At 66.6% G+C, this 26,963-nt stretch carries 23 protein-coding genes and 5 pseudogenes; 11 read left to right on the top strand and 17 right to left on the bottom strand.

Features of this window, described 5'->3' with window-relative positions:
• Nucleotides 1-168 precede the first annotated feature (168 nt).
• The gene (locus XarbCFBP7408_RS15815) at nt 169-1,989 is read right to left on the bottom strand and encodes a DUF885 domain-containing protein (RefSeq protein WP_104563762.1); all 1,821 of its coding nucleotides are present in this window, start codon (nt 1,987-1,989) and stop codon (nt 169-171) included.
• Between the two features lie 135 nt (nt 1,990-2,124).
• The gene (rsmG, locus tag XarbCFBP7408_RS15810; protein ID WP_104563761.1) at nt 2,125-2,766 is read right to left on the bottom strand and encodes a 16S rRNA (guanine(527)-N(7))-methyltransferase RsmG; all 642 of its coding nucleotides are present in this window, start codon (nt 2,764-2,766) and stop codon (nt 2,125-2,127) included.
• Nucleotides 2,767-2,850: 84 nt separating this feature from the next.
• On the opposite strand from rsmG, the pseudogene XarbCFBP7408_RS15805 reads away from it, so the two are divergent.
• Together XarbCFBP7408_RS15805 and XarbCFBP7408_RS15800 are read left to right on the top strand one after the other, a co-directional pair.
• Nucleotides 2,851-3,015: pseudogene (locus tag XarbCFBP7408_RS15805) on the top strand (alkaline phosphatase D family protein); the annotation flags it as partial.
• Nucleotides 3,016-3,273: 258 nt separating this feature from the next.
• Nucleotides 3,274-4,860, top strand: a complete 1,587-nt coding sequence (locus tag XarbCFBP7408_RS15800) for an alkaline phosphatase D family protein (protein WP_104563759.1) — start codon at nt 3,274-3,276, stop codon at nt 4,858-4,860.
• 108 nt (nt 4,861-4,968) lie between these two features.
• On the opposite strand, the gene XarbCFBP7408_RS15795 is transcribed toward XarbCFBP7408_RS15800, so the two are convergent.
• Nucleotides 4,969-5,565: a 4'-phosphopantetheinyl transferase family protein gene (locus tag XarbCFBP7408_RS15795; RefSeq protein WP_104563758.1), complete on the bottom strand. Its 597-nt coding sequence runs from the start codon at nt 5,563-5,565 to the stop codon at nt 4,969-4,971.
• A 126-nt stretch (nt 5,566-5,691) separates the two neighbouring features.
• On the opposite strand from XarbCFBP7408_RS15795, the gene XarbCFBP7408_RS15790 reads away from it, so the two are divergent.
• Entirely contained in the window at nt 5,692-5,943 is a 252-nt protein-coding gene (locus XarbCFBP7408_RS15790; RefSeq protein WP_016901812.1) for a GlsB/YeaQ/YmgE family stress response membrane protein, read from the top strand.
• Between the two features lie 61 nt (nt 5,944-6,004).
• Here XarbCFBP7408_RS15790 and XarbCFBP7408_RS15785 read toward each other — a convergent pair whose 3' ends face one another.
• From XarbCFBP7408_RS15785 to XarbCFBP7408_RS23210, 5 genes are read right to left on the bottom strand one after another with little or no spacing between them, the layout of a single operon-like run.
• Nucleotides 6,005-6,442: a GFA family protein gene (locus tag XarbCFBP7408_RS15785; RefSeq protein ID WP_104563757.1), complete on the bottom strand. Its 438-nt coding sequence runs from the start codon at nt 6,440-6,442 to the stop codon at nt 6,005-6,007.
• Complete coding sequence (xth, locus tag XarbCFBP7408_RS15780) at nt 6,439-7,218, bottom strand: exodeoxyribonuclease III (RefSeq protein WP_104563756.1); 780 nt, start codon at nt 7,216-7,218, stop codon at nt 6,439-6,441. The genes XarbCFBP7408_RS15785 and xth overlap by 4 nt, the downstream gene beginning before the upstream one ends.
• A 56-nt stretch (nt 7,219-7,274) precedes the next feature.
• Nucleotides 7,275-8,531: a phosphodiester glycosidase family protein gene (locus XarbCFBP7408_RS15775; protein ID WP_104563755.1), complete on the bottom strand. Its 1,257-nt coding sequence runs from the start codon at nt 8,529-8,531 to the stop codon at nt 7,275-7,277.
• Entirely contained in the window at nt 8,521-9,333 is an 813-nt protein-coding gene (locus XarbCFBP7408_RS23215; RefSeq protein ID WP_258072149.1) for a TonB-dependent receptor domain-containing protein, read from the bottom strand. Before XarbCFBP7408_RS23215 ends, XarbCFBP7408_RS15775 begins: the two co-directional genes overlap by 11 nt.
• Nucleotides 9,330-10,184, bottom strand: a complete 855-nt coding sequence (locus XarbCFBP7408_RS23210; protein WP_258072148.1) for a TonB-dependent receptor plug domain-containing protein — start codon at nt 10,182-10,184, stop codon at nt 9,330-9,332. Before XarbCFBP7408_RS23210 ends, XarbCFBP7408_RS23215 begins: the two co-directional genes overlap by 4 nt.
• A gap of 159 nt (nt 10,185-10,343) precedes the next feature.
• On the opposite strand from XarbCFBP7408_RS23210, the gene XarbCFBP7408_RS15765 reads away from it, so the two are divergent.
• Nucleotides 10,344-11,489 carry an ROK family transcriptional regulator gene (locus tag XarbCFBP7408_RS15765; protein ID WP_104563784.1) on the top strand — a complete coding sequence of 382 codons (1,146 nt, stop codon included), beginning with the start codon at nt 10,344-10,346 and terminating at the stop codon, nt 11,487-11,489.
• A 77-nt stretch (nt 11,490-11,566) separates the two neighbouring features.
• On the opposite strand, the gene XarbCFBP7408_RS15760 is transcribed toward XarbCFBP7408_RS15765, so the two are convergent.
• From XarbCFBP7408_RS15760 to XarbCFBP7408_RS15735, 6 genes and pseudogenes are all read right to left on the bottom strand, one after another.
• Nucleotides 11,567-12,373: a hypothetical protein gene (locus XarbCFBP7408_RS15760; RefSeq protein ID WP_429001395.1), complete on the bottom strand. Its 807-nt coding sequence runs from the start codon at nt 12,371-12,373 to the stop codon at nt 11,567-11,569.
• 13 nt (nt 12,374-12,386) lie between these two features.
• A pseudogene (locus tag XarbCFBP7408_RS15755) lies at nt 12,387-13,266 on the bottom strand (peptidylprolyl isomerase).
• A 91-nt stretch (nt 13,267-13,357) separates the two neighbouring features.
• Nucleotides 13,358-14,464 (bottom strand): annotated as a pseudogene (locus XarbCFBP7408_RS15750) (glycerophosphodiester phosphodiesterase family protein).
• Nucleotides 14,465-14,892: 428 nt separating this feature from the next.
• Nucleotides 14,893-16,620 carry a cation acetate symporter gene (locus XarbCFBP7408_RS15745; RefSeq protein WP_104563754.1) on the bottom strand — a complete coding sequence of 576 codons (1,728 nt, stop codon included), beginning with the start codon at nt 16,618-16,620 and terminating at the stop codon, nt 14,893-14,895.
• The gene (locus XarbCFBP7408_RS15740; RefSeq protein WP_104563753.1) at nt 16,617-16,934 is read right to left on the bottom strand and encodes a DUF485 domain-containing protein; all 318 of its coding nucleotides are present in this window, start codon (nt 16,932-16,934) and stop codon (nt 16,617-16,619) included. The genes XarbCFBP7408_RS15745 and XarbCFBP7408_RS15740 overlap by 4 nt, the downstream gene beginning before the upstream one ends.
• 85 nt (nt 16,935-17,019) lie before the next feature.
• Nucleotides 17,020-18,402, bottom strand: coding sequence for a DcaP family trimeric outer membrane transporter (locus XarbCFBP7408_RS15735; protein WP_181106654.1), 1,383 nt, complete (start codon nt 18,400-18,402; stop codon nt 17,020-17,022).
• Nucleotides 18,403-18,694: 292 nt separating this feature from the next.
• On the opposite strand from XarbCFBP7408_RS15735, the gene acs reads away from it, so the two are divergent.
• Nucleotides 18,695-20,638 (top strand): acetate--CoA ligase, encoded by a 1,944-nt coding sequence (gene acs, locus XarbCFBP7408_RS15730; protein WP_104563752.1) that lies wholly within the window; start codon nt 18,695-18,697, stop codon nt 20,636-20,638.
• Between the two features lie 301 nt (nt 20,639-20,939).
• Nucleotides 20,940-21,608, top strand: coding sequence for a response regulator transcription factor (locus XarbCFBP7408_RS15725; RefSeq protein WP_016901792.1), 669 nt, complete (start codon nt 20,940-20,942; stop codon nt 21,606-21,608).
• A gap of 299 nt (nt 21,609-21,907) precedes the next feature.
• Here the strand turns inward: XarbCFBP7408_RS15725 and XarbCFBP7408_RS15720 are convergent.
• Nucleotides 21,908-22,185, bottom strand: a pseudogene (locus XarbCFBP7408_RS15720) (DUF4424 family protein); the annotation flags it as partial.
• Between the two features lie 161 nt (nt 22,186-22,346).
• On the opposite strand from XarbCFBP7408_RS15720, the gene XarbCFBP7408_RS15715 reads away from it, so the two are divergent.
• Nucleotides 22,347-22,943: a peroxiredoxin family protein gene (locus XarbCFBP7408_RS15715; RefSeq protein ID WP_104563751.1), complete on the top strand. Its 597-nt coding sequence runs from the start codon at nt 22,347-22,349 to the stop codon at nt 22,941-22,943.
• A 382-nt stretch (nt 22,944-23,325) separates the two neighbouring features.
• Here XarbCFBP7408_RS15715 and XarbCFBP7408_RS15710 read toward each other — a convergent pair.
• A pseudogene (locus tag XarbCFBP7408_RS15710) lies at nt 23,326-23,616 on the bottom strand (family 43 glycosylhydrolase); the annotation flags it as partial.
• A gap of 10 nt (nt 23,617-23,626) precedes the next feature.
• On the bottom strand, nt 23,627-24,106 hold the full coding sequence (locus XarbCFBP7408_RS23205) for a hypothetical protein (protein ID WP_258072153.1): 480 nt from the start codon (nt 24,104-24,106) through the stop codon (nt 23,627-23,629).
• Between XarbCFBP7408_RS23205 and XarbCFBP7408_RS23525 the strand changes: the two genes are divergently transcribed.
• From XarbCFBP7408_RS23525 to XarbCFBP7408_RS15685, 4 genes are read left to right on the top strand one after another with little or no spacing between them, the layout of a single operon-like run.
• Nucleotides 24,024-24,221, top strand: a complete 198-nt coding sequence (locus tag XarbCFBP7408_RS23525) for a hypothetical protein (RefSeq protein ID WP_104563750.1) — start codon at nt 24,024-24,026, stop codon at nt 24,219-24,221. The two genes, XarbCFBP7408_RS23205 and XarbCFBP7408_RS23525, sit on opposite strands and share 83 nt — an antisense overlap.
• A complete protein-coding gene (locus XarbCFBP7408_RS15695; RefSeq protein WP_104563749.1) occupies nt 24,218-25,225 on the top strand; it encodes an aldo/keto reductase in 1,008 nt (335 codons plus the stop codon). The genes XarbCFBP7408_RS23525 and XarbCFBP7408_RS15695 overlap by 4 nt, the downstream gene beginning before the upstream one ends.
• Nucleotides 25,222-26,094 (top strand): amidohydrolase family protein, encoded by an 873-nt coding sequence (locus tag XarbCFBP7408_RS15690; RefSeq protein WP_104563748.1) that lies wholly within the window; start codon nt 25,222-25,224, stop codon nt 26,092-26,094. Before XarbCFBP7408_RS15695 ends, XarbCFBP7408_RS15690 begins: the two co-directional genes overlap by 4 nt.
• Nucleotides 26,091-26,861, top strand: coding sequence for an SDR family oxidoreductase (locus XarbCFBP7408_RS15685; protein WP_104563747.1), 771 nt, complete (start codon nt 26,091-26,093; stop codon nt 26,859-26,861). Before XarbCFBP7408_RS15690 ends, XarbCFBP7408_RS15685 begins: the two co-directional genes overlap by 4 nt.
• Nucleotides 26,862-26,963: the final 102 nt, after the last annotated feature.

Genomic DNA, 26,963 nt, shown 5'->3' with positions numbered 1-26,963 from the left:
CGCCGTCCGGTCGGATCGAGGACATCACGCCGGAATGCCGGTTTCGCTCACATCGCGCGGGGCGTCGGTGCCAGCGATCACCTGGATGATCCAAGCCATGGCGGTGCCAGCGTCGGGACGGCGTCGCGGCCGGGTTCGCTCCTACGTGGAGCGGAGCGTTGGCCTGGGTCAGGGCGCGGCGGCGCTGGGCTTGGACGTTGCCGGGCGCGCCTTGCTCTCGGCGATGAAGGCGCGCACCTGCTGCTCCAGCACCGGCAAGGTCACCGAGCCCTGCTTCAGCACCGCGTCGTGGAAGGCCTTGATGTCGAAGCGGTCGCCCAGCGCCTGTTCGGCCTCGGCGCGAAGCTTGACGATGCTGATCTCGCCCAGCTTATAGCTCAGCGCCTGGCCGGGCCAGGAGATGTAGCGGTCCACCTCGGTGGTGACCTCGTGCTCGCTCAGCGCGGTGCGCTCGCGCAGGTAGGCCAGCGCCTGCTCGCGGCTCCAGCCGTCGTGGTGCACGCCGGTGTCGATCACCAGCCGGCAGGCGCGCCACATTTCGTAGGTGAGCCGGCCGAACTCTTCGTACGGGGTCTCGTAGATGCCCATCTCCTGGCCCAGCTTTTCGGTGTACAGCGCCCAGCCCTCGCCATAGGCGGAGATGTAGTTCTGGCGACGGAATGCCGGCTGATCGCCCTGCTCCAGTGCCAGCGAGCCCTGCAGCGAATGCCCGGGCGAAGACTCGTGCAGGGTCAGCGCCGGCAGGTTGTACAACGGCCGCGACGGCAGGTTGTAGGTGTTGACCCAGTAGGTGGTGGCGCCGCCGCGGCCGGCGGTCCAGAACGGGGCGATATCGTCCGGCACCGGCTTGATGGTGAAACGCCCGCGCGGCAGCGTGCCGATGAACCTGCCGACCTGCCCGTCCACCCGCTTGGAAATCCACGCGGCGCGATCGAGCAGTTCCTGCGGGGTCTTGGCGTAGAACTGCGGATCGGTGCGCAGGACGCTCAGGAACTGCGCGAAGCTGCCCTTGAAACCGACCTGCTGGATGATCGCGTCCATCTGCGCCTGGATGCGCGCCACCTCGTCCAGGCCGATCTGGTGGATCTGCTCCGGGGTCAGGTCCAGCGTGGTGTATTCGCGGATCTGCTGGCGATAGAACGCCTTGCCGTCGGGCAGCGCTTCGGCCGCAAGCGTGGTGCGCGCCTTGGGCATGTACTCGTCGCGGAAAAAGCTCAGCAGCTTGCTGTAGGCCGGCAGCACCGCATTGCTCAGCGCGGCCTCGGCCTGTGCGCGCAACTGCGCCTGTTCGGCGGCGGGGATCTGCGCCGGCAGCTGCTTGAACGGCGCATAGAAGCTGGACGCGGTGGGATCCTTGACCTCGGCCACGGTGGCGATGGACACGTCGCGGCCATCCAGCACCGCGCGCGGCACGCTGAACCCGCGCGCCAGGCCGGCGCGCATGTTGGCGGTCTGCTGGTCGAAGTAGCGCGGCACATCGTTGAGGCGCGCGATATAGGCGCGGTACTCGGCCGCGGTCTTCATCGGCCGCTGCGCCATGAAGCCCAGGTTGGACCAGAACGAGCTGTCCGAATTGAACGGCATCTCGTACAGGCGCAGGCGCACCTCGGCGGCGAGGTTTTCCACCTGCGGGCGGTAGATGGCGTAGTTGACCTGGTTGGCGGGCGAGAGCTGTTTCGGGTCGATGCCGTCGAGCTGCTTGAGCACGCCGTCCCATACCGCCAGGCGCGCCTGCTGCGCGGCCGGGCCGACATCGGGCAGATGGGTATTGTCGCCGGTGGTGTCGCTGTCTTCGTCGGCCTGGCCGGTCTCGGCCTGGCGCCAGCTCCACTCTTTTTCGTAGATGGCGCGGAAGCGCGCATCGGCGGGGCGCTCGGCGGTCAGCGTGGCGGGCGCCGCTGGTGCCGGTGCGGCGGCCTGCGCCGAGGTGGCGGCGAAACTTGCGCCCAGCAGGGCGAGCGAAAGTGCGGCGGCGAGGGAAGATGTCACGTGCGGGCGGCCTGCGTTCGGATCGAACGTCCGATCATGGCAGCCCGGGCGGCAGCTGCCATGGGCCGGAAGTCCCAGCGCGGGGATGGGGGATTAGGGATTGCGGAATGCGCACGACCGGACAGGCCGGCCGCTTCAGCCTGCCTTGCGCACCATCACCAGATGCCGCTCGCCGTCCAGGCCGGGCACCTGCAGCGGATGCACCTCGCCCACGCTCCAGCCAGCTGGCAGCGCGGCGATTTCTTCGTGCGGGTAGATGCCCTTCATCGCCAGCAGGCTGCCGCCCGGGCGCAGCAGGTGGCCGCCAACGGCGATGATGCCGGCCAGCGTATCCAGCGCGCGCGCGGTGAGATGGTCGTAGGCGGCCGGTTCGTCCAGCGCCTCGGCACGCGACTCGGCCACGCGCGCGTTGCCCAGCGCCAGCTGGCGCAGCGCCTCGCGCATGAAGCGGGCCTTCTTGCCGTTGCTTTCCACCAGGGTCACCTGCAGCTGCGGGCGGGTGATCGCCAGCGGAATGCCGGGCAGGCCGGGGCCGGTGCCCAGATCGGCCAGCGTGCCGCTGGCGATGTAGGGCTGCATGGCCAGCGAATCGAGCAGATGGCGGGTGACCATCTCGCGCGGGTCGCGCACGGCGGTGAGGTTGTAGGTCTTGTTCCAACGCACCAGCAGCGTCAGATAGCGCAACAACGGCGCGGCGAAGGCCGCATCCAGGGATTGGGCCTGCAGGCCATTGGCCAGCGCAGCGGCTACATCGGGGGCAAGTGCGGCATCGTTCATGCCGCGATTATCGCAGCTGGGCGGGGTGCAAGTGCGTGGGTGCGTGGGTGCGTGGGTGCGTGGGTGCGTGGGCAGGATCGTCCGCATGCCGAAGGCGAAACCCGTGGCGATGTCGCGGTGGCGCTGACGCCGGGCCGGATGGAAACGCGCCCGCAAGGCATCTCCGACCGCCGCGACCGCCAGGCCACGGTCGCGACGTCGACGCGCTTGGTGGTCGAAGACGGCAAGGCCGGTGCGGTGGAGGCGTGAGTCTGCGCCGTGCTGGCGCCGGTGGTGGCGACTTCATGCCCGCATCCACCAGCCTGCTTCTGCCGATCTCCGCGACCGTCGCAGCGCGCGTGGACCGCTCTGCACGCCCTTGCCGCGCAGAGCTTGCGGTGCGTGCCGCGCAACGCGGTGGCTGCATCCATCCCCACAGGCCGGGCGCATCATGCAGCGCGATGGACACGCGCCGGTAAGACGGCGGCGCTATATCTGCAGGCCGCTGCCAGACACATCGAGGATGCCATGACCGCCTCCGATCCCGCCCGCCGCCGCGTGTTGCAAGGGTTGGCTGCCGGCCTGTTGCTGCCGGCCACCGCCGCTTGGTCCACGCGCAGCCTGGCCGCGCCGTCCGGGCGGCCGCTGATCACCGATGGGGTGCAGAGCGGCGATGTCGTGGATGGCCGGGCGCTGCTGTGGAGCCGCTGCGACCGGCCGGCACGGCTGCGGGTGGAATGGGATACGCGCCCGGGCCTGCGTCAGGCGCGTCGCGTGGATGGACCTGTGGCCTCGCCGGCGCACGATTTCACTGCGCGGGTGGATCTGGGCGCATTGCCGCGCGATCAGGACATCTTCTACCGGGTGCGCTTCGAAGATGCCGACAACGGCGTCCTGAGCGCGCCGGTGCACGGCCATCTGCGCAGTGCGCCGCAGGCGCGTGGCGATGTGCGCTTTGTCTGGAGTGGCGACACCGTCGGCCAGGGCTTCGGCATCAATCCGGACATCGGCGGCATGCGTATCTACAGCGCGATGCGCGAGCGCAACCCGGATTTCTTCCTGCACAGCGGCGACACCATCTATGCCGACGGCCCGATCCCGGCCGAGCTGATCGTGGAAGAAGGCAAGCGCTGGCGCAACCTCACCACCGCGGCCAAGAGCAAGGTGGCCGAAACGCTGGACGAATTCCGCGGCAACTACCGCTACAACCTGCTCGATGAGCATGTACGCCGCTTCAATGCCGAGGTGGCGCAGGTCTGGCAATGGGACGACCACGAAACCACCAACAACTGGTCGCCCGGCAAGCAGCTGGACGAGCGCTATCGGGTGCGCGATATCGGGGTGCTGGCCGCTCGTGCGCGGCAGGCATTTCTGGAATACGCACCGATGCGCAGCGTGCATGCCGATGGCAACGGACGCATCTACCGCAAGCTCAGTTACGGCCCGCTGCTGGATGTGTTCGTGCTCGACATGCGCAGCTATCGCGGCGCCAACAGCGACAACCTGCAGCCGCAGCCGGGCGCGGACGCGGCCTTTCTGGGCCCGCAGCAACTGGCCTGGCTGCAGCGCGAACTGGCCGGCTCGCGCGCGCAATGGAAGGTGATTGCCGCCGACATGCCGATCGGCCTGCAGGTGCCCGATGGGCAGGACGCTATGGGCCGCACGCGCTGGGAGGCGATCGCCAATGGCGATCCGGGCGTGCCGCGCGGGCGCGAACAGGAGATCGCCGTGCTGCTGCGTTTCATCAGCACGGCGCGCATTCGCAACACGCTGTGGCTGACCGCCGATGTGCATTATTGCGCGGCGCATTACTACCACCCGGATCGCGCGGCGTTCCAGCAGTTCGAGCCGTTCTGGGAATTCGTGGCCGGCCCGCTCAATGCCGGCAGCTTCGGCCCGAATACGCTCGATGCCACCTTCGGGCCGACGGTGATCTTCCAGAAAGCGCCGCCCGCACCCAACCTGTCGCCGCTGGCAGGATTCCAGTTCTTCGGCGAAGTGGAGATCGATGCACGCACCGGCGTGCTGACGGTGACCTTGCGCGATCTGGATGGGGTGGCGCAGTTCCGTCAACCGATATTGCCGCACGCCGCAGCGCGGCCGGAACGTGCCTGAGACGCCGGTCGGGCCGCCACCGCAAGCATCCACGGCCGGCACGCGCTGCACCCCGGTCCGGGACGCAGCGCGCGCTTGTGCAGCCACGCAGTAAAGCGATCGCTGCGGCTATTCGGCCGGCAGCGGGTAAAACGCCAGCGCAGCGCGGCAGTCCGGTGCGGGCCACCATTCGTGCAACTGCCAACGCGTGGCCTGGCCGAGCGCGGGGTCGCACCACTGCAACTGCAATGCGCCGTCCGGCGCCACTGCATAGGCGAGCCGATGCAGGCCGAACGACAGGCCATGCCCATACGCCTTGAGCAACGCCTCCTTGGCGCACCACAGGCGGAAGAACAGCGCCTGCTGCGCGTCCGGCTGCAGGCCGGCCAGCAACGCGATCTCGTCGGCATGGAAAAATCGCTGCGCGATCTCCAGCAGACGCGGGCGGGCGCGGATGCGTTCCAGATCCACCCCCAGCCGCACGCCCCGCCCCAGGCCGACCAGCAGATAGTCGCCGCTATGGCTCCAGCCGGTGTCCCGATCGGGCAAGGCCGGCTGCAGCGAAGGACGCCCGCGCTCGTCGCGCCGCAGCGGCACCTGGTCGGGTTGCAGGGCCAGGGCCTGGCCCAGCAACTCGCGCGCCTGCGGTTCGCCGCGCTCGCCAGGCCGGTGCGGGCGCAGCCACAGCTGTACCGGGCCGATGTGCCAGCTCGCGTGCGCTGTCACGCTGCGTGCACCAAGCACAACCGCCGCATGCGTAGGTGGCAGCGCTCGACAGTCACTTCACGCCGGTCTGCGTTGAATGGCGCCCATGCACTACTTCCGGTGCAATCGAATGAGGAGTTCGGCAACATGGGCATCATCATCTGGTTGATCGTCGGCGGCATCGTGGGTTGGCTGGCCAGCATCATCATGCGTCGCGATGCGCAGCAAGGCATCATCCTCAATATCGTGGTCGGCATCGTCGGCGCGCTGATCGCCGGTTTCCTGTTCGGCGGCGGCATCAATCAGGCCATCACGCTGTGGACCTTCGTGTGGTCGCTGGTGGGTGCGGTGATCCTGCTGGCGATCGTCAATCTGTTCACGCGCGGCCGCGTGCGCTAACGCATCGCGTCAGACACACGTCGCGTCATACAACGCCCGGGCCTGCCCGGGCGTTGGCGTTTCAGCCATTGGCCGCAACGCGATCGGCTGGGTGATGCACGCCATCTTCCACCGGCACGGCGATATTCAGCGCATACGGATTGACGCCCTCCAGGCAACCGACGTTGTAGCCGTACTCATCGGGATTGGAGCGGCGCCGATGATGCGTGTAGATGCCGCACACGCCGCAGAAATAATGCGCCGCCGCATGCGTGTTGAACTGGTACAAGCGCAGCACCTCTTCGCCCTGCAGCACGTGCAGGCCGTCCAGCGTGACCGAGGCGACGATGGCGCCGCGGCGTCGGCACATCGAGCAGTCGCAACGGCGCGGGTCCAGCAGCCCATGCGGCAGATCCAGAGCGATCTGCACCGCGCCGCAGTGGCAACTCAGCCGGTGCACCGGCCCCAGCGTGATATCGCCCACCTTGTGCGTGCTGCGACGCAGATGGCGCTCGCTCATGCGCCCACCTCCGCCAGCCGCACCCACGCCGGTGCGTGATCGCTGGGGCGCTCCCAGGTGCGCGGCTCGCGGTCGATGCCTGCGTCCACCGCGCGTGCGCGCAAGGCCTCCGAGACCAGGGTCAGGTCGATGCGCAAGCCGAGATTGCGGCGGAAGCCGGCCTGGCGGTAATCCCACCAGCTGAACTGCTCGGCGTCATCGTGGTGCAAGCGGAACGCATCGTGCAGGCCAAGCGCCAGCAGTTGTTCCAACGCGGCGCGCTCGTCGGTGGAGGTAAGGATGTGGTGCTCGTTCCACACGGCCGGATCGTGCACGTCGCGCGCATCCGGGGCGATGTTGAAGTCGCCCAGCACCACCAGCTGCGGATAGGTTTTTAGCTCCTGCGCGATCCAGGCGTGCGCTGCAGCCAGCCAACGCAATTTGTAGGCGTACTTGTCGGTGCCCACGTCCTGGCCGTTGACCACATACAGGTTGACGATGCGCACGCCATCGACGGTGGCGGCGATCACGCGCTGCTGCACGTCGTCGAAACCGGGGATGCCCATCTGCACGTCCAGCGCCGGCGAGCGCGACAGGATCGCCACGCCGTTGTAGGTCTTCTGCCCGCAGAACACGCTGCGGTAGCCCAGCTCGGCCAGCGCGGCATCCGGAAACTTGTGGTCTTCCAGCTTGGTTTCCTGGATGCCGACCACGTCGGGTGCGAACGTGCCCAGCCACTGTTGCAGGTGCGGCAGGCGCACGTTGAGCGAGTTGACGTTCCAGGAGGCAATCTTCATGGCGTGGCGCGGACCGTGGTTCAAACCACCAATGGTACCGCGGCATGTGGCGGGCCTCAGGGTTGTGGGGCGACGCGCACTCCCAACTGGTTAGCGACCGGGCGTTCGCGCCCCGGAATGCCGGTGTGGATGGGCCGGTTGAGCGCGCGTACGCGCCCGTCCACGCGCGCGGCCAGGGTGCTGGAGCCGCCGCCATCCAGGTTGATCGCCGCAGTGGCGCCGAGCTGCTCCAGCACCGTGGTGAGTGCATCCAGGCTCATGCCGGCGCTGTAGCCGGGCTGGCGGCCGTCGGCCACCACCATCCACAGCGTCTTGCCGGCCCGATCCAGGCCCAGCGCGCTGCGCGGTTCGGGGCCGTTGTAATACGCGGCGCGGCTGGCTTCGCGCGGCTGGCGCTTGCCGTCGAGCAGCAGCAACGGGCCGGCACCTACGCCCAGGCGCGTGCCGCTGGGGCAACTGCCACGCACGATGCGCACCACCTCGCGCTTGCTGACGCACAGCGCTGCGTTGACGCGCTTGTCCGTGGTGGCTGCCGCCGAGTCGATGCGTCCGTCTTCGATCGCCAAGCCTTCGGCGGTGACGCCCTGCCCTGTGGCCGGCACGAACGCCTTGTCGAACAGATGCCCGCCATCGAACGGCAGAAAGTAGTCGGCATTGATCGCCACTGCCAGGCCAGCATTACGCACGAACGCGGTGGTGGGATTGGCGAGAAATTCGCCACCGCCGCTGTGCGCGCCACACGTGCCGACCAACTGCAGACCCGGCGTGGCGAGGTCGATTTCGACCAGATGCAGCATCACCGGTTGCGGGCCGCTCAGCGCCTGCCGCCAGTAGCGCACGCCGGGTGCGAGGGTGACCGGCGCAACCGGTGCCGGCAGCGCTTGCACCAACGGCTCGATGCTGACGCGTGCGCGTGCCTGGGCCTGATCCAGCGCTGCCAGCACTGCATCGATGCGTGCCGGCGGCGTGCGCAATAACAGCTGTTGCGCCGGTGCGCGTTGCAGCACTTGTGCCAGCGGGGCGCAACGCGCGTCGCTGCAGAATGCGTCGGTGCTGCCGACGCGTGCCGGGCCGTCGGCATCGTCGAGCACCTGCAACGCCATGCGGTTCCGCTCGGCCGGTTTGCACTGGCTTACTGCCGCCAGCACGTCGTTCGGCCACTGGCCCCAGCAATCGCCACTGACCAGGGTTTCCATCGCCACGAACTGCGGGTCTACCGCTGATGCAGCGCTGTCCTGTGCAGGCGTAGTGCCGGTTGCTGCCAACAACACCGCCACCAACAGCGCAGATGCGCGGCGTCGATCAGAACGCATAGTCCACTCCCAGGTAATACGCGCGGCCGTTGTCGAGCTGCTCGCGCAGCAGTTGCTGGTCGGCGCCGATCACCCGGGTAAGCCGCGCATTGCTGAGGTTGCGCCCCTGCACGGTGAGCCGCAGTTGCGGGCTGAAGCGCCATGCCAGCTGTGCGTCGTAGCTGGTGATGGCGTCGTAGTAGCGGTCGTTGACGCGATTGTCGGTGGCGGCCGAGAGCAGCTGCGCGCCGGTGTAGTTGGCGCTGACGCGAGCGCTGAACGGGCCGATGTCGTACAGCAGCGAAGCGTTGGCGCGGCGCTTGGGCGATTCCATCAGGCCCGGTAGCGCGCGGCGCGTGCCGTCGGCCATTTGCACATCGGCCGTGCGCGGGTCGAGCAAGGTCGCGTTAAACATCGCGCCCAGGTGCGCCCAGGCGCCGGGCAGAAAATCGAAACGCGTGTCGATGGCGGTGATTTCGATGCCCTGCACCTGCGCGTCGCCGGCATTGATCGCCTGGGTGGTGGTGACTTGATAAGTGCCGACCAGACCGCCGGGATTGTGTTGGACGTCGGTGCTGGTCAGGCGCACGATTTCATCGCCGATGCGCTTGTGGAACAGCGCCACCGACAGCTGCGAATCGCGGTCCGGATACCATTCCAGCGACAGATCCAGATTGTCCGCGCGGCGCGGGCGTAGCTGCGGGTTGGCGATGCTGCGGTTGATGGTGAAGCCGGTGACATCCACCACCGGGCTGCTGTTCTGGCCGATGTCGACATAGGTGGGCAGGCCAATGGTGCGGCTGCCGGCGATGCGCAGCTTCACTGCCGGCGCTGGCGCACATTGTCGTAGGTAAGCGGGCGAAACCGGTCCGGCACGATCGCCATGCCGTCGGTGTCCAGGCCGGGGGTGAGGTTCTGGCGCACACCGTTGGCGTAATAGCTGTAGCTGTCGATGGCGGTATTCAACGACGACGAGTCGCGGCGGAAATAATCCGCCGACAGCACCACGCCGAAATGATTGTCCGGCCCGAAGGTGTCGCTGAAGGTGCCTTGCACCTGCCCGGACGGCGTGCTGCCCTGCAGTTGCCGGCGGTTTTCCCAGTCGGCCAGGTTGGCCCGCACGGTGGCGAAGCGGCCGTCGTGATCGAAGGCGCTGCGCGTGTGCAGGGAGGCAATGCCGCCAATGGCGTTGCTGTCCATGTCGGCGTTGAAGGTCTTGTAGATGTCCACCTGCTGCGCCAGCGATGCCGGGATCACGTCCAGCGATTGCACGCGGCGGCTGGTTTCGGTGGATGGCAGCGCCACCCCGTCGATCAGCACATTGTTGTAGTCGGGGTTGAAGCCGCGCAGGCTCATGAACTGCGCTTCGCCACGGCCGTTGTTGACCACCATCGACACGCCCGGCACGCGCTGCAGCGCCTCGCCCAGGCCGAAGTCGGGAATGGAACCGATGTCGTCGGCGGCCACACCATCGGACACCGCCGCCGCCTCGCGCTTGGCGCCGATGGCCTGGCGGATCGACAGATGCTGGCCGGAGACCTGCACCGTATCCAGCTGCACAGGCGCCGCATTGCCGGCAGGCGTGGCTGGAACCGCCTCTATCGGAACGGGCTCGGTCGTGCCACCCCCGGCAAGAGCGGGCTCGGCGGCGTAGGCGCCCAGGCTGGCGCTCACGCACAGCGCCAACAGGCAGACACGGGGACACGAAGGAGAGCGAACGCGTGACATGGGACAACCGGAAGTGGCAGATCCTGTCAATTTAATAACTTGCTGTAAATTAATTATTTCAGTGGAAGCGGGTAAGCTAACGGCTCCCCCGTGACACCGCTCGCCATGCCGTCCTCCGTCGCCGTCGCGTTGCCGCCGCATTCGCCCGCCTTCCTCGGCCTGAGCCGCAACGAGCGCGACATGCTCGACCGCCTGCGCCTGGCCGGCGTGCTCACCCGCGCCGACCTCAGCCGCGGCACCGGGCTGACCGTGCAGACCGCGGTGCGCCTGATCGAAGGCCTGCAGGCGCGCGGCATGGTGCAGATGGGCGATGCAGTGGCGCGTCTGGGCCGCGGCAAGCCCGGCGTGGCGGTATCGCTGAATCCGGCGCATGGCCACACGCTGGGCATCTCCATCGCCACCGATGCGCTGACCCTGGCATTGGTGGATTTTTCCGGGTCAGTGCGTGCGGTCAGCGAGCTCGCGCTGACCGATACCACCTTGTACGGCGTGCTCACCCAATTGCAGGCAGCCGATACCGCGCTGCTGGCGCGCGTGGACGATGCCGGCCCGCGCCTGGGCATCGGCGTGGCGATGAGCGGGTTCTTCACCGGTGAGGATGCCTTCATCAACCCGCCCGAGCCGCTGCGCGCGTTGGGCCAGATCGCACTGTGCCCGTGGCTGGCCGACGCGTTCGAGCAGCCGGTATGGATGGACAACGACGGCAGCGTTGCGGCGGCCGGCGAAGCGATGCTGGGCATCGGCCAGCGCCATCGCGACTTCGCCTATCTGTATCTGAGCTATGGCCTGGGCGGCGGCCTGGTGATCGACGGCCAGGTGATGCGCGGCGCACGCGGCAATGCCGGCGAGTTCGCCGGCATGTTGCCGGCGCAGCAGCTCGAACGCGCCACGCTGGAATTGCTGCGCGAGCTGCTGGCCGAAGACGGCGTAAGCTTTGCGGATGTGCGCAGCCTGCTGGCGGCCTACGACCCGGCCTGGCCGGCGATCGAGCGCTGGATCGCGCGCAGCGCGCCGGGCGTGTCGTTGATCGTCTCGGCGATCACCTCCGTGTGCGACCCGGAAGCGATCGTGTTCGGCGGCCGCCTGCCGGCCGATCTGGCACGGCGCCTGATCGCCGCGGTGCAGATCGACAACCTGCCACGCCGCGGCCAGGCGCGCCCGCTGCCGCTGCTGCTGCCGGCCGAAGCGCCCGCCGATGCCTGCGCGATTGGTGCAGCGACCTTGCCGTTGAAGGCGCGCTACTTCCGCTGAGCGCGATGCCGCTGCGCGCATGACATGGACGGCGGCGGCAGGTGCGGCGCGCGCTTTCGTTGACAACGCGCCGTGCGTTACTTCGCAGTTGCAGGTGTGCGGCAGCAATCGTTGAACAGCTCCACCGCAAAAATACGTGCCTGTTGCTGCTGCTGTTGGGTGAGCGAGTCCAACACCTCGTCTTCGCCCCGTAACGGTGCAGCTGCATCCAATGCATGGGCCGGCGGCTGGCGCGCGGCCAGTCGCCACGCAGCCGCATAGACCGGGTCGGGCGTATGCAGCAACGGCGACTCCACCAGCTGCGCCAAGGTATCGATGGCATCGTGGTGACCTGCCAATGCCAGCGCTTCCAGTTCACTCACGATCGCAGCCACCTCGCGCTCCGCATCCGGCGACAGCGTCGTCTGCATGCCTGCAGGCGTTGCGTCCACTGCGCGCCGCATCACCTCGGCCACGCGTTGCGCCAGTAGGTACCGTTGGGCATCCACATCGCCACGCGCTGCAGCCGTACGCAGCATCGCTTCGATCTGCAACAGCGTGCCCGCTACGCACCCGGCACGGGCAGGCTGCCCAGTGGCAGCAACCGCACCGCGGGCGACCTGCGCAGCCTGTACGTGTTGGCGCTCGCGGCAGGCGAGTTGTTGCATGGCGGTATCGAACAGGCTGCGCGATACGCTGTCGGATGACTGGCGCGATCGGGCTGCGACCGATGGCGTGCTTGGCGCAACCGTTTGATCCTGCACGCGCTGTGCTTTCGGTGCATGCAACGCATGCAGTGACCAAGCACTGCACGCCAGCAAGGCCATGACCGTAACCACCATGCCCAGACGTGTCCAAGCTCGCCGAGCGCCCGCACCCTGCACTGTTTGCGACCGGCTTGTCATGACCCACCCCGCCTCAACGCAAAGCCGCTTCCAGCGCGGCGTGATCGAAGCTCACTGGATTGGCCTGACGCAGGCACTCCAATGCGCTGGCGGCAGCCTGATCGCGCAGTTGCACTTCGATTTGACCGCGTGCGCCATCCAGGGTCGCGGGTTGCCGCGCATCGACACGGATCAGGTGGTAGCCCTCCGGGCCACGCACTGGTGCCGATACCGCCCCAACGGCCAGATCCTGCACCGGCCCGACAAACGCATCCGCCACATTGCGCAGGAAAATCGACGACAGTTCGCCGCCTTCGGCCGCGGTGCTCTCATCGTCGGATTCGCGCATGGCCACTTCGGCAAACGACGCCCACCGCATCCAATTGCTGCTTGAGCCGTTGCGCACGTGCGAGTGCCTGCGCATCACTCAAGGGGGTGCCACACCGCACCTCGCCTTGCGGCTTGAACGCCACGAACAGGTGACTCAGCCGCACTTCGTCGTAATCGTGCGGATGCGCATCGAACTGCGCCTGTACCTGCGCCTCATCGATGCGTGCGGTATCACGCACACGTGTCTGCACCGCCTTGGCCAGGATGTCGTCGGTGGCCTGGCGTATGCGTGCGGCCACGACCGGATAGTCCTGCATGTGCGCACGCCGGGCCTGGTCCACCAGCAACAGACGGTCGGCGAATTCACGCACGAAATCCGGGTCGGCGGCGGCGCCTGGATCAACATCCCGCGGAAACTCCGCCAAGGCAAGCGCGCGGTATTCCTGGGTGCTGAGCGAGTGCGTGCCGATCTGCAACACGGGGGCCGAGGTGTTCGGTGTGCGGGTATCGGCAGCCTGGGCAAGCGGCACACCTGCAAGCAGGACACTTGCCAGTGCCGCGGTAAGAAGACGGATGGAAAACATGCAACGAAGCTCCATTGGACATGAACCGACGGTAGCCGAAGCCATCGCAGGGATGCCGGCCCAATGGGCCGGCTCGAATGAAACGACGTGCTCATTCGTGTTTGCCGCGTGCACGCAGGTATGCAATAGCCGCTTTTCGGGTCATCGGTGGTGATCAGGCGAGACGCCTCGTCATGCAAGATGTAATCGAGGTTGCCGCGGTTGTCAGCGGTATCGCGGCCACCCGAGTAGGAGAAGTACGGATCCGACAGCGCATAACAACAGGCACCGCTGTTCTGATAGAACTTGCCAGCAGAAGGGCCGTCAGGAATTGCCTGAAAGACGCCGACCCGGTACCCGCGCTCCCGAATGAAATCGGCATCGCTCTGCAGTAGGCCGCCGAGCTGCTTGACGTTGATTTCCATCGTGTGCATCGGCGTATCCATCCATGCGGTGATGGTCTGCCGCACGTTGATCTTGCCAAGCATGTTGGTGGTAAACACCGGGATGCCGATCATGCCGCTACCGTCTGCACGGTAGGAATCGCGGCTGGTATACAACGTTGCATTGACCTTTACGGCAACATAGCCACCTTGCCTGCCGTCAAATGCCGTTACAGCCGCGCTCCGTACGGCGCGCACCGTTGCCGCGTCCTTGATATCGAACACCATCGGCGTGCGCAGGTCGTGCTGCTTGTAGTAGGCGAACAGCTCATCCACACGCGGCACGTGATAGCCGGTGGTGGTGCGACGATCCGGGGTCAGCAGGAACAACTGGCTGACCTGCGACCACGGTGTGACAAGAACGGACGGGTTGACGCCCTGATTGGTGATCGGGTCGTACTTGGTGCCTGGGTGTTGCTGCCACACGTTGGTGGTGCGGCCCAGGTTGTAGTCGTGCAGCAACACCGGCACGCCGTCGCTGGCGAGTTTGACGTCCAGCTCGACCCCATCCATGCATTGGTCGTTGGCGACCTGCAGCGAACCGCGAGAATTTTCGGGCATGTCGGCAATCCCTGCAAACTTGCCCCACAGACCACGGTGCGCCAGCACGGTCGTCTTAATTAGCGCTGTTGAACAAGATGGCGTTCATTTTGATGTCGGTGGCGTCACTGCACGAGGCAGCCATCGCCCACTGCGGTAGTGCCGCCAGCACGACAAGTGCACCGACGCGCCGGCACGCGCGTTGCCACTGGATGAATTACGGAAAGGGTGGTCATTTTGGCTATCCGAAGAAATAGGGGAAATGTTCGGGGCGGCAGCTGAGTCGAGGGTCGACGCCATCGACGATTCGCCTGAAGTGCACTCGCTCAATGGCCAGGACCGGGAGGGAGAGCCAAGCCATCCGTGGTGGGCGGCGGCTTGGCGATGAATGTAGTGACTGAAAGTGACTTAGCTGTCGCCCGTTTGTTGCAGCCGCGAGAAACGAAGCAAAGGCCTGCGGCGTGAAGCAACGGGGGCACAGCAGCATCTGCAGGCTGCAGTGCAGCAGGGCGTATTGACCGCGGCGCACACCGCGTTCCGCGCTAGTCGGGATCGCGCGATGTGCCGGGCTGGCGGCACGAGGCATGTGAATCGACAACGCCAAAACGCAGAACGCCGGCACTGGGCCGGCGTCTGCGATCACAACCACAAGCGGTCTGGTCGATCAGTGACCGGAGGCGCCGCTGGCCCCCAGGCCGGTTTCGGCACGGATCTGCTGGGCCTTGAACGCGGCACGTTCGTTGGCGGCCTGCGGGCTGTGATCCAGGATCGAGAACAGCCAGATGCCGATAAACCCGATCGTCATCGAGAACAGCGCCGGCGAGGTGTACGGGAACGGCGCCGAACCGGCCGCGTTACCCAGCGTGTCCACCCACACCGACGGCGACAGGATGGTGAGCACCAGCGAGGAGAGCAGGCCCAGGAAGCCGCCGGTCACCGCACCGCGGGTGGTGCAGTTCTTCCACAACAACGACAGGATCAGCACCGGGAAGTTGGCCGAGGCGGCGATGGCGAATGCCAGCGACACCATGAAGGCCACGTTCTGCTTCTCGAACACGATGCCCAGCAGCACCGCGATCACGCCCAGCACCAGGGTGGTGGCACGCGAGACCTTGAGCTCCGAGCCCGGCGCCGGATTGCCCTTCTTGATCACCGTGGCATACAGGTCATGCGACACCGCCGAGGCGCCGGACAGGGTCAGGCCCGCGACCACCGCCAGGATGGTGGCGAAGGCCACCGCCGAGATGAAGCCCATGAACACGTTGCCGCCCACTGCATTGCCGACCAGCACCGCCGCCATGTTGGCCGCACCCTTGCCGCCGTGGATGGTGCCGGTGGCGACGTTGGCGAACTGCGGGTTGGTCAGCACCAGCGCGATCGCACCGAAGCCGATGATGAAGATCAGGATGTAGAAGTAGCCGATCCAGGTGGTGGCCCACAGCACCGACTTGCGCGCCTGCTTGGCATCGGGAACGGTGAAGAAGCGCATCAGGATGTGCGGCAGGCCGGCGGTGCCGAACATCAGCGCCATGCCGAACGAGATCGCCGAAATCGGGTCCTTCACGAAGCCGCCCGGCCCCATGATCGACAGGCCTGCTTTTGCCGCATCCTCCGGCGATGCCCCGCCATTGGCCGCGATCGCGGTCTTCACCCGCACGCCCTCGGCGAACAGCGCCTCGAAGCTGAAGTTGAAGTGCCACATGATCGCCACCGCCATGAAGGTCACGCCGGTCAGCAGCAGCACGGCCTTGATGATCTGCACCCAGGTCGTGGCGGTCATGCCGCCGAACAGCACGTAGACCATCATCAGCACGCCGACCAGGGTCACCGCCACCCAGTAGTCCAGGCCGAACAGCAGCTTGATCAAGGCACCGGCGCCGACCATCTGTGCGATCAGATAGAACAGCACCACCACCAGCGTGCCCGACGCGGCGAAGCTGCGGATCGCGGTCGGTGCGAAGCGATAGCCGGCCACGTCGGCGAAGGTGTACTTGCCGAGGTTGCGCAGCCGTTCGGCCATCAGGAAGGTCAGGATCGGCCAGCCGACCAGAAAGCCGATCGCATAGATCAGGCCGTCGTAGCCGTTGGCCATCACTGCGGCGGTGATGCCCAGGAACGAGGCCGCCGACATGAAGTCGCCGGCGATCGCCAGGCCGTTCTGGAAGCCGGTGATGCCACCGCCGGCGGTGTAGAAGTCGGCGGCCGATTTGGTCTTGGCCGCCGCCCATTTGGTGATCCACAAGGTGCCCAGCACGAAGAAGCCGAACATGCCGATCGCCACCCAGTTGGTGGACTGCTTGTCGACCTGGCCCATGTCGCCGCCGGCGGCCAGCGCGATACCGGCCGGCATCAGCCCGGCCAGGATCAGAAGAAGGCGCGAATACTTGCTCATTTGCGTGCGTCCTCGAGGATCTGCGCGGTCAGCTGGTCATAGGTGTTGTTGGCGCGACGCACGTAGATGGCGGTGATGAGGATGGTGAAGACCATCACCCCGATCGCGATCGGAATGCCGACCGAGGTCACGCCGTCGCCGATCGGCCTGGCCAAGAAGGCCTTGTCGAAGGCGATCAGGCCGATGTAGCCGTAATAGGCCAGCAACATCAGCACGGTGAGCGTCCAGCCCAGCGTATTGCGCTGGCGCTTGAGTGCGTGGTACTTCGGATTGGCGTCGATCTTGGCGATCAACGCGTCATTCGAGACGGTCATGGTCTGTCTCCTGGTTAGAGCGCTGGTAAAACGAAGGCGGCGACGCCCGCCCCACCGCAGTGGAACGGGCCGCCGGTGGCAGAAACTAGAAGCTGTACTTGGTGGTGAATTGCAGCCGCGAAATATCGCCGCTGTCGCCGTTCTCGGCTTCGCGGCGGCCATACATCAGCTCGGCACCCACATCCACCTTCGGCAGCGGCGAATAGAACACGTTGGCGCGGATGCTCTGCTGCGATTTACTCGCAAGCGCGCCGGTATTGGCGATGTCGTGGTCGTAGTTCACGCGCGAATACATGATGGTGCTGCGCAGCTTGGCGTTGTAGTCGTGGCGCCAGGCCACCCAGCCGGCGATCGTGCTGACGGTCTGGATATTGCCGTCCATGTCGATCTCCACATCCGAGCCGTTGCCCAGGCCCAGATAGCGCCCCAGGCCTTCGCCATAGCTGAGCTGGTAGCGCAGATCGTTGTTGGAGTTGATGATCCAGCGGCCGCCGCCGGCGATGGCGCCGCCGAAGTCGGTGTCGTTGGTCAGCGCACTGCGCGTGCGGTACTGCCGCGCGATCGCCGACAGGCCGAACGTGCCCCAGGTGCCCTTCCAGTTGTAGCGCGCGGTCAGGTCCGGCATCGCGCCATGGTCGGAGGCCAGGATGGTGTTGCCGCCCTGGTAGGGCGTGGTCAGCGTCTCGGGATTTTCCGCCGACACGCTGAAGGCGCCACGGGTGTAGCGGATCTGGGTCTGGCGGCTGAACAGCGCGCCGTCGGTCGGCCCGACGATGTCGGCGGCCTCGGGCAGGATCGTGGAATCGATGAAGTTGGACCAGGTCTGGCCGGCCAGCCAGTTGTTCCAGCTCACGTAGGCGTGGCGCAAGGTGCCGCCGTACAGATTGTTGACCTGGTTGGCCAGCGCGTTGCCGAAGAAATCCAGTTCGATGAAGCCGGTGATCTTGTCGCCGTTTTCGGTGACGGTGTCCACGCCCAGGTTGAAGCGCGAGAACTTGGCGTGGAAGTCGGTGTCGGTGCTGGAGGCCTGGCCACCGACCGGCGTCTGGGTCGGGATATACAGGTAACGGCCCACCGCGCCTTCGGGCAACGCGCCGTCGGAGGTGCGGGTGGTCATGAAGTCGGCCTTGATGAAACCCCCGTAGCGGAACGTGGTCCCCGCCGCTGCGTTCGGCGTGATGCTGGTCAGCTGGATCGGCCGCTTGCCGGCCGGCACCGCAGGCGCGGCCGGTGCCTGCGCCTGCGCGGCGCGGACCTCGGTCACCTGGGTCTGCGTCTGCGCGATCTGGCCCTGCTGTTGTTGCTGCGCCGACACCAGCAGCTGGACCTGACGCTCGAGCTCGGCAATGCGCGCTTCCAGCGCCTTTTCCTTGGCAGTCTGGGCGAACGCCACCCCCGGCAGGATGCTCGCCACAAACAAGGCAGCCGCCAACGGATGGCGCACCAACGGTACAGTACGGTGTGTCATGGACCCCTCTCCCCGATAAGGCCTCGCGCTTGATGGCGATGCTGTGCGGAGCGTGAGGCAGTCCGCGCTTTGGAGCCTATTCGTCTTTGGTCGTAGCTGCAACGCAGCATTCCGCAGGATGACCGATCGTCGCACCAGCGCCGGCGACCGATTGCCGATCGCGCTGCGGCGGTTAAGACCAAGGTCTAAGGCCCGGTTGAATGCCGGGACAGAATGGATACGGCACACTGCTTGCCTACCGAGGGCAGCCGCAACGTCCTCTTCCGACAAGTTCATCGCAAGTGAGGGTGCCATGGCTGATGTTTATCCCGTCGATCCCGCGTTCGCCGCCGATGCGCGCATCACGCGCGAGCAGTACGCAACGCTGTACCGCGAATCGATCGAACACCCCGAGCAGTTCTGGGGCAAGGCCGCGCAGCGGCTGGACTGGTTCAAGCAACCGACCCAGATCAAGGACGTCAGCTACGCGCTGGACGACTTCCATATCCGCTGGTTCGGCGACGGCGAGCTCAATGCCAGCGTCAACTGCCTGGACCGCCAGCTGGCCACGCGCGGCGACAAGACCGCGCTGCTGTTCGAACCCGACAGCCCGGATGCGCAGTCCTACCCGGTCACCTACCGCGAGCTGTACGAGCGCGTCTGCAAGCTCGGCAATGCGCTGCGCAATCTCGGCGTCAGGAAGGGCGACCGGGTCACCATCTATCTGCCGATGATCGTCGATGCCGCCGTGGCCATGCTCGCCTGCGCGCGCATCGGTGCGGTGCACTCGGTGGTGTTCGGCGGCTTTGCCGCCAACTCGATCGCCGACCGCGTGATCGATTGCCAGAGCAAGCTGATCATCACCGCCGACGAAGGCCTGCGTGGCGGCAAGAAGATTCCGCTCAAGGCCAATGTCGATGCGGCGCTGAAGATTCCCGGCACCAACACGGTCGAAACCGTGCTGGTGGTGCGTCATACCGGCGGCGCGGTGGAGATGCAGGCCCCGCGCGATCGCTGGTTCCACGATGTGGTCGACAGCCAGCCGGCCGCGTGCGAACCCGAGCGCATGAACGCGGAAGATCCGTTGTTCATCCTCTACACCTCCGGCTCCACCGGCAAGCCCAAGGGCGTGCTGCACACCACAGCCGGCTACCTGCTGTTTGCCAGCTACACCCACGAAGCGGTGTTCGACCTGCGCGAGGACGACATCTACTGGTGCACCGCCGATGTGGGCTGGGTCACCGGCCACAGCTACATCGTCTATGGCCCGCTCGCCAACGGCGCCACCGCAGTGATGTTCGAAGGCGTGCCGAACTACCCGACCGTGTCGCGCTTCTGGGAAGTGATCGACAAGCACAAGGTCAGCATCTTCTACACCGCGCCCACCGCGATCCGCGCGCTGATGCGCGACGGCGAGGCGCCGGTCAAGAAGACCTCGCGCAAGAGCCTGCGCCTGCTCGGCAGCGTCGGCGAGCCGATCAACCCGGAAGCCTGGCGCTGGTACTACGAGGTGGTCGGCGACAGCCGCTGCCCGATCGTGGACACCTGGTGGCAGACCGAAACCGGCGGCATCCTGATCTCGCCGCTGGCCGGCGCAGTCGATCTCAAGCCCGGCTCGGCCACCCTGCCGTTCTTCGGCGTGCAGCCGGCGCTCGTCGATGCCGAAGGCAAGATCCTGGAAGGTGCCACCGAAGGCAACCTGGTGCTGCTGGATTCGTGGCCGGGCCAGATGCGTAGCGTGTATGGCGACCACCAGCGTTTCATCGACACCTACTTCCGCACCTATCCGGGCAGCTACTTCACCGGCGACGGTTGCCGCCGCGATGCCGATGGCTATTACTGGATCACCGGCCGCGTGGACGATGTGATCAACGTCTCCGGCCACCGCATCGGCACCGCCGAAGTGGAAAGCGCGCTGGTCTCGCACCCCAAGGTGGCCGAAGCAGCCGTGGTCGGCTTCCCGCACGACGTCAAGGGCCAGGGCATCTATGCCTACGTCACCCTGATTGCCGGCGAGACCCCGAGCGAGGAACTGCACAAGGAACTGGTGAGCTGGGTGCGCAAGGAGATCGGCCCGATCGCCTCGCCCGATCACCTGCAGTGGGCCCCCGGGCTGCCCAAGACCCGCTCGGGCAAGATCATGCGCCGCATCCTGCGCAAGATCGCCGAAAACGCACCCGATCAACTCGGCGACACCTCGACCCTGGCAGATCCGTCGGTGGTGGATTCGTTGGTCAATGAGCGTCTGGCGCGCTGACGCGCTGGGAATGGGGAATCGGGAGTAGGGAATCGGTAGAGCGGTTCCCTGGTTGCTGATAGTGGGATTGGGATGGGGATTCGTCGAAGCGAATCTCCTCCCTGCGCTGCCATCCTCATCAACTGATGTCCTTCAACGACACCCCACTCAATTCGTTCCTAGCTTCTTTTGTCGTCGTTTGCTGTCCGTGCCGTCGTTAGTTGCTGCTTGCTTGCCTGCTTCTGGCCTTGCTGTTGATTTTGCGATTCCCGATTCCCGATTCCCGATTCCCGATTCCCCACTCCCGATTCCCGGCTCCAAAATGACCACCCTGCTGATCGCCGACGACCATCCCCTGTTTCGTGAAGCCCTGCGCGGGGCGGTGCAACGCGTCATGCCGGGGGTGCAGTTGTTCGAGGCCGACACGGTGGATGCGTTGTACACGCTGGCCGATGCGCAACCGGACGCCGATCTGCTGCTGATGGATCTCAACATGCCGGGCGCGCAGGGATTCAGCGCGTTGGTGCACATGCGCTCGCTGCATCCGCAATTGCCGGTGGTGGTGGTGTCCGCACGCGAGGAACCGACGGTGATGCGGCGTGCGATCGACCATGGCGCATTCGGGTTCATTCCCAAATCCGCCGATTCGGACACCATCGGGCGCGCGTTGGCCACCGTGCTCGACGGCGAGCGCTGGATCCCGGCCGAAGCGCAGAACCTGCCGCCCACCGACAGCGAAGAACGCGAGGTCGGGCAGCGTCTGCGTGATCTCACCCCGCAACAATTCCGCGTGCTGCAGATGCTCGGCGCCGGGCGTCTCAACAAGCAGATCGCCTACGATCTGGGCGTGTCCGAAGCCACCATCAAGGCGCATGTCACCGCGATCCTGCGCAAGCTCGGCGTCACCAATCGCACCCAGGCGGTGCTGATGGCCGGCAAGCTCGCCATCGATGCCGACGGCATCGTGCTGCCGCCGCCGGAAGAAGACTGACGCGCGCAGGTGTAGATCTGCGTGCGCTGGGGTTGCTCGGTGACGCTTGGTCGCGTCCGGGTGCGCTCCTGCCTGTGATCCCGCTACCTCGGCCATCATCGGTGGTGGGCAATCGACGGACTTGCCATGCAACGCAGCGTGGCATCAACGTAGGAGCGCACCTGGGCGCGATGCGCGTTCTCGGCAACGCTTCATTTGCACAAGACAACCGATGCGCGTTGGCGCGTGCGCTCGTGATGGGCGTTGCAGGTAACGCTTCGTCGCGCCCGGGTGCGCTCCTACGCTGCTGCTTGCCGGGTTTATTCCGGTGCGCGCACGAACAGGATGTTCAAATCGCGCATCGGCACGAAGTTGGCCTGCTTGAACTGGAAGGTCAGCGGGTCGATCTTCTTCAGTTCGCCGTCAAGGCACAGGTCCAGGATGTCGCTGGCCGCCTGCTTGCGGATGGTCAGCTGGAAATCCTTGATCGGGCCGTTCCAGTTCTTGCCGGTGGTGAGCAGGTAACGCAGGTTGGCCCACCCAGCCCGTACCTGCCTTCGCGACGCTGCATGCTGGCTTTGGTGGACCTGACTGCGCAAACAGCACCCTCACCGCCGCGCGCCATTGACAAGCCCAAGCGCAGCGGCGTGACCGCCTCCACAGCCGTGCACCGCGCGACATCGCAGTTGTCGATATCACCATTGACCATTAGCTCATGCCTGGGCAAGGCTCGGGCTTGATGACCCTACTGGAGCTGGCATGGCGCGACGTTTCCCCTGGCTCTGGACCGGCCTGCTGATTGCCTGTGCATTGATCGCCGTGCTGGCATGGCAGAACAAGCAGCTGCGCGCGCAGCAGCAGGTGTTGCAGGCCCGCACCAGCGCGCCGTATGACGGCATGTACGTGCCGCGCCTCCAGGTCACCGATACCGCGGGCCAGCGTCATCTGCTCGGCGCGCCGCAGGGACAGGGACAGGCCCAGGTACTGTTCTTCTTCACCACCACCTGCCCGTACTGCCAGCGCTCGGCACCCACCGTGTTGCGTGCTGCGCGGCAGTTGCAGGCCAATCTGCCCGGCCGTCCGCAGTTGCTCGGCGTGTGCCAGTGCGACCCAGCGCAGGCTGCGCGCTACGCACATGTGCACGGATTCGATTTTCCCGTGGTCACGTTGACAGATCGTCGCGCGTTGATGCTGTTTCGCGCGCGCAACGTGCCACTGCTGATGGCCATCGATGGGGAGGGGCGCGTACGCCATTCCCATGTTGGCGTTTTCGATACCATGGAGCGGGTGCAGGATCTTGTCGCCGCCTTGCGCCGCACGGACGCGCCAGCGGCTTTTGCAACGGTGAAGGAGTAATGCACGAAGAAGCGTTGGGTAACCTTGCGCAGTGCGTTGATGGCGGCGACCTTTCTGGCCAGCACCGGATTCGGTGCGTTCCAGGTGATGGCGGTCGATAACGCACAGCCGAAAGTGGAATCGTGTAGTGCATGGGCCTGCAAAGCCGAGTGTCCGGAGTTTGGCGGCGACCTGGGTCAGGGCAACGTCTGCTACTGCTGCGGTTGACAGCGATCGATAGCGCGACTGCGCAGCGATCGGATGGAGATGGCCGGCGTGCGGAACCGTGCGCACCCCACTGACACTGTGCGGCGGGTTGATCGTCACTGTGACTGCTGACGGCGAGGTCCCCCCGGGCCTCGCCGTTCGACTGCAGCGCGGCGCGACGCGGCGTGATGCGCGCTCAGGTCAGCGCGCGATAGCGGAAATCGCGCAATACCACCTCGCCTTGCTGCGCGGCATACACGCCAAGCTGCAGGCTCAGAAAACCGCCGAACACGTTGTGATGGAATCCGGACACTTCCATGCGGGTGGGGTGGCGCGTCCATTGCCGGCCCTCATCGACCAAATACTCGAACCCCACCACCTGGTGATCGTTGGTCAGCCGCACGCGGATGCGCCGATGCGTATTGGGCGCACGTGCCCACACCCGTTCTTCCGAATATTCGTAGGTGTTCATGCTGTCGGCAGTAACGACGAAAACGTCATGTAGTCGTCGTCACCGTCCTTGAGGATGGTGGGGTCGGGGTGATCGCCAGCCACGATGGGATTGAGGTAAGTGCCGTTGCCCAGGTCTGCCTTGCGCTGGCCTTCGATGCCGCGCGCCCACTGCGGGAGGCCGCGCGCGCGTCGCCCGCCGGCGCGGTCGGCGACAGCGGGGCGACGACGGCGCCGGCGGCAAGCACCTTGAACAGGTCCCGGCGGGTGGTGGTTGGCATGGGCGTGCGTTCGTGCGGGACGGGCTGGTATCTAGCCCCAGGCATCGGACCGAGGCAATCGCGCAGGCGGCGGTACAGGAAGCGGTCATGCCAGCTGCGGATTTCGACATAGATCGGGTGCCACCTCGCGCGCAGCTCGCGGGCGGGCGAGGTGCTGGAATCCATGCATGACCCGCGTGCTGCACCGTCACCCGCTGCGATGCTGCACTGCAGCGTGATCTGTTCACTTATGATTGCGATATTCATATGCGAACAGTCCGGCACCGGCCGGCTGGTGGACGTTGCGATGCCCAGTGACTGCTACAACGATTGCGTCAGCACCTGCCCCGCGACCGCCAGATGCGCGGAGTGTGGGGCATGACCATCGCGCGGCAACGTCTGGCCGCCACCGACGTGCAGCTCTCGGCACTGGGCTTTGGCGCCGCACCGATCGGCAATCTGTATGCCGAGGTCGACGAGGGCCAGGCACTGGCCGCCGTGGCGGCTGCGTTCGAGGCCGGCATCCGCCATTTCGATACCGCACCGTACTACGGCTACGGGCTGAGCGAGACCCGCCTGGGCCGTGGCCTGACCGGTGTGCCGCGCGCCGCCTACACGCTGTCGACCAAGGTCGGCCGCTGCATCTACGACGATGCGCAGGCCGCCGCCGGGCGCGACGGCTTTGCGGTGGCGGGCCGCCGCGCCGAGTTCGACTACAGCGCCGACGGCGTGCGGCGCGCGTTCGCCTCCAGCCTGGAGCGCCTGGGCACCGACTATATCGACGTGCTGCTGCTGCACGACATCGGTGCGCTGACCCACGGCGACAACCACGCCAACGTGCTGCGCCAGGCCTTGGAGGAGGCCTTGCCGGCGATGGCGGAGCTGAAGGCGGCCGGCGCCTGCGGGGCGATCGGGCTGGGCGTCAACGAGCAGGAGGTGGCACTGGAGGTGCTGCCACGCTTTCCGCTCGACTGCGTGATGCTGGCCGGCCGCTACACCCTGCTGGAACAGCGCGGCGCCCGCGCCCTGCTCGAGCAGGCGCAGCAGCGTAACGTGGCGATCCTGTCGGCCGGCCCGTACAGCTCCGGCCTGCTCAGCGACGCACGCGGCCCCGGCGCCACCTACAACTACGCCCCGGTCGATACCGCCACGCTGCAGCACGCGCAGCGCCTGTACGCGGCCTGCGCGGCGTTCGGGGTGGATATCGGCGCGGCGGCCTTGCAGTTCCCGCTGGCGCATCCGGCGGTGACCACGGTGGCGGCCGGCATGCGCACCGTGGCCGAGGTGCAATCGGCCGCCACGCGCCTTGCGGCCGCGGTTCCACCGGAGCTGTGGCAGCGCCTGCGCGACGGCGGCCTGCTCGATGCGGACCTGCCCACGCCATGAGCCGCATCGACGCACACCTGCATTTCTGGCAGCTGGCCCGTGGCGACTACCACTGGCTGACGCCCGAGCTGGCGCCGCTGTACCGCGACTTCGGCCCGGATGATGTCGGCGCTGCGCTGGACGCCGCCGCTGTCGACCGCGTGGTGGTGGTGCAGGCCGCCGCCACCGAGGCCGAAACCCGTTACCTGTTCGAGCTGGCGCAGGCCGATGCGCGCATTGCCGGCGTGGTCGGTTGGGTCGATTTCGCCGCGCCCGATGCGGCCGCGCGCATCGATGCACTGGTGCAGGCCGGCGGCGGCGTGCTCAAGGGCCTGCGCCCGATGGTGCAGGACATCGCCGATGTGCACTGGCTGGCCGACCCCGCACTGGATGCCGCCTTCGATGCATTGCTGGCGCACGACCTGGCCTTCGATGCGTTGATCCGCGCCGCGCATGTGCCGGCACTGCAGGCGCGCCTGAAGCGCCATCCGCAGCTGCGCGTGGTCATCAATCACGGCGGCAAGCCGCAGATCGCCGCCGGCGAATTCGTCGCCTGGGCCGCCGGCATGGCCGCGCTGGCGCAGCATCCCAACGTGCATTGCAAACTCTCCGGCCTGCTCACCGAAGCCGCGCGCGGCGCCGGCGTGGAGGCGCTGGCACCGTATGTCGCGCATCTGTTCGCACGCTTCGGCCCGCAGCGTGTGCTGTGGGGCAGCGACTGGCCGGTGCTGACCCAGCGCGCCGACTATGCGCAGTGGTTCGACATCGCCCAGCAGCTGGTCGCCACACACGCCGACGGCCATGCCGAAGCGGTGTTCGGCGACAACGCACGCACGTTCTATCGTCTGCCACGGCCGGCGGCCCCCACCCACGGAACCTCATCGGTATGACTGTCTCGATCCCTGCAACTCCCAACGACCGCCTGCACGGCAAGCGCTGCCTGATCACCGCCGCCGGCGCCGGCATCGGCCGCGAAAGCGCACTGGCCTGCGCACGCGCCGGTGCGCAGGTGATCGCCACCGATATCGACGCCGCTGCCCTGCAGGCGCTGGCGGCCGAATCGGAGGCCATCACCACCCAGCTGCTGGATGTCACCGACGCGGCGGCGGTTGCCGCGCTGGTCGCGACGCACGGCCCGTTCGATGTGCTGTTCAACTGCGCCGGCTTCGTGCACCAGGGCAGCATTCTCGATTGCGACGAGCCGGCCTGGCGGCGCTCGTTCTCGATCAACGTCGATGCGATGTACTACACCTGCAAGGCGGTGCTGCCGGGCATGCTCGAACGCGGCCGCGGCAGCATCATCAACATGTCCTCGGTGGCCTCCAGCATCAAGGGCGTGCCCAACCGCTTCGTCTATGGCGTGACCAAGGCCGCGGTGATCGGCCTGAGCAAGGCGATTGCCGCCGATTACGTGGCCCAGGGCGTGCGTTGCAACGCGATCTGCCCCGGCACCATCAAGACGCCGTCGCTGGGCCAGCGCGTCAAGGCACTGGGCGGCGACGAACAGGCGGTGTGGAAGAGCTTCACCGACCGCCAGCCGATGGGCCGCCTGGGCGACCCGCGCGAGATCGCGCAGCTGGTGGTGTACCTGGCCTCGGACGAATCCTCGTTCACCACCGGCCAGACCCACATCATCGATGGCGGGTGGTCCAACTGAGCGCGCTGCGTACCCCAACGTGGGCGGCCAGTGCCGGATGCGAGCTGTACTGCCTTGATTTGAGCACGCCGTCCTTATCCACCCGATGCATGCGCGCTAGCG

This window comes from Xanthomonas arboricola pv. guizotiae (assembly GCF_002940205.1).
Taxonomy (GTDB): domain Bacteria; phylum Pseudomonadota; class Gammaproteobacteria; order Xanthomonadales; family Xanthomonadaceae; genus Xanthomonas; species Xanthomonas arboricola_C.
Note: the sequence above shows the minus strand (reverse complement) of the source record. Positions and strands in the feature narration are given on the sequence as shown.